General features: G+C 33.1%; 1 protein-coding gene. It reads left to right on the forward strand.

All coding sequences use genetic code 11. The features are described 5' to 3' along the window. Window positions 1-11: 11 nt before the first annotated feature. Window positions 12-1,957, forward strand: a 1,946-nt coding sequence (locus RTP52_RS20185) for an ABC transporter permease (protein WP_312373182.1), incomplete at its 3' end; no start/stop codon positions are given.

Here is a 1,957-nt window from a genome sequence, read left to right on the forward strand (position 1 = left end):
GGGTGACATACATGAATAGTTCTTTATATGCAAAGCTTGCTGCAACGAACATTCGGAAAAATGCGAAAAATTACGTACCATACATTCTTACCTGTTTGATTACGATTATGATGTTTTATATGATGTGTTTTTTGGCAAATAACTCTGCTCTGCGCACCATGTCAGGCGGTGGATCGCTAACTGTAATTTTAGGCCTTGGAACGATAGTAATTGGGATTTTTGCAGTTATTTTTCTTTTTTACACGAATAGTTTTTTAATTAAGCGAAGAAAAAAGGAAATTGGTCTTTATAACATATTGGGAATGGAGAAGAAGCACATTGCCAAGGTGCTAGCGTTTGAAAATCTTTATGTTGCAATACTCAGTATAACCTTAGGATTGTCATTTGGTATTTTGCTTAGTAAGCTAATGGTCTTAGCACTCGGGAAGATGCTTAATTTTAAGATTTCTTTTGGATTTGAAATCTCTGGGATTGCTGTTGTAACTACATTAATTTTATTTGTAGCTATTTTCACCTTATTATTACTGAATAATTTGCGTCAGATTCATCTAGCAAACCCAATTGAATTATTACGTGGAAAACAAGTAGGGGAGAAAGAACCGAGAACAAAGTGGCTTCTGGCACTTATCGGTTTTGCTTGTTTATCAGGTGGTTATTATATTTCGGTGACAACTAAGTCTCCATTGCAAGCAATAGGCTTATTCTTCGTAGCGGTAATCTTAGTTATTATCGGAACTTATAGTTTGTTTACCGCAGGTAGTATCGCTGTTTTAAAAATACTTCGTAAAAATAAGGGATATTATTATAAGGCTAATCATTTTATCTCAGTATCTGGTATGATATACCGTATGAAGCAAAATGCGGTAGGATTAGCAAATATCTGTATCTTAAGTACTATGGTTCTTGTTATGGTATCCACCACAGTATCTCTTTATATTGGAATGGAAGACTCTTTAAAAAGCATGTACCCAAAAGATATTCAAGTAACTGGACATGATATCAGTGAGGAAGATAGTAGAAAACTAACTGAAGTAATAAATGAGATTACAAATAGTCATCAAGTAGAGCAAAAGGATATGATTTCTTATCGTTTTATGAGTCAAATGGTAAAGAATCAGGGAAACCAGTTTCTAAAGAATGACTCTGACGCTAATTATAATAGTGGAGCGCTTCTTTATATGATACCACTCTCTGATTATAATAAGTTACTTGGAGAATCAAAAACACTAAATTCAGACGAAGTATTTATTGAGTATACAAAAAGTAAATTAACTGAGGACATGATAGCATTTGGTAATGAAAACTATCATATTAAAGAAATATCAGAAGTGGCTAAAAACGATATCTTTACTTCAGAGGATCTGGTTGATACCTTTTATATCATCTTGCCAGATATGGATGCTTTTGAAAAAATCAATAAAGAATTAGGTGCCGTAGAAGATATTAATAGAATCCCATTCTATTATGGATTTGATATTGATGCACCAAAAGAAAAACATTTGGAGATATATGAAAGTATTCAAGAGTTAAGAGCTCAAGAAGATGTAGAATTATATCAAAATATTTATGTTCGAAGTGCAGAAAGCGTGAGAAACGAATTTTTATTCTTATATGGTGGTCTCTTTTTCCTTGGGATTTTCTTAGGAACTTTATTCTTGATGGCAACCGTACTTATCATGTATTATAAACAGATTTCGGAAGGAAATGATGATAGAGAACGATTTGAAATAATGCAAAAAGTTGGTATGAGCCAAGAGGAAGTAAAAAAGACGATTCACAGTCAGGTGTTAATGGTATTCTTCCTTCCAATCATAGCGGCTGCTATTCATATTGCGTTTGCGTTTAACGTTATTACAAAACTATTGGTAGTCTTTAATCTAACCAATATTGCTCTATTTGCAACTTGTACGTTAGTGACTTTGGGAGTGTTTATTATATTCTATGCAGTTGTTTATGG

This window comes from Lachnoclostridium sp. (assembly GCF_031997925.1).
Taxonomy (GTDB): Bacteria; Bacillota; Clostridia; order Lachnospirales; family Lachnospiraceae; genus Lachnoclostridium.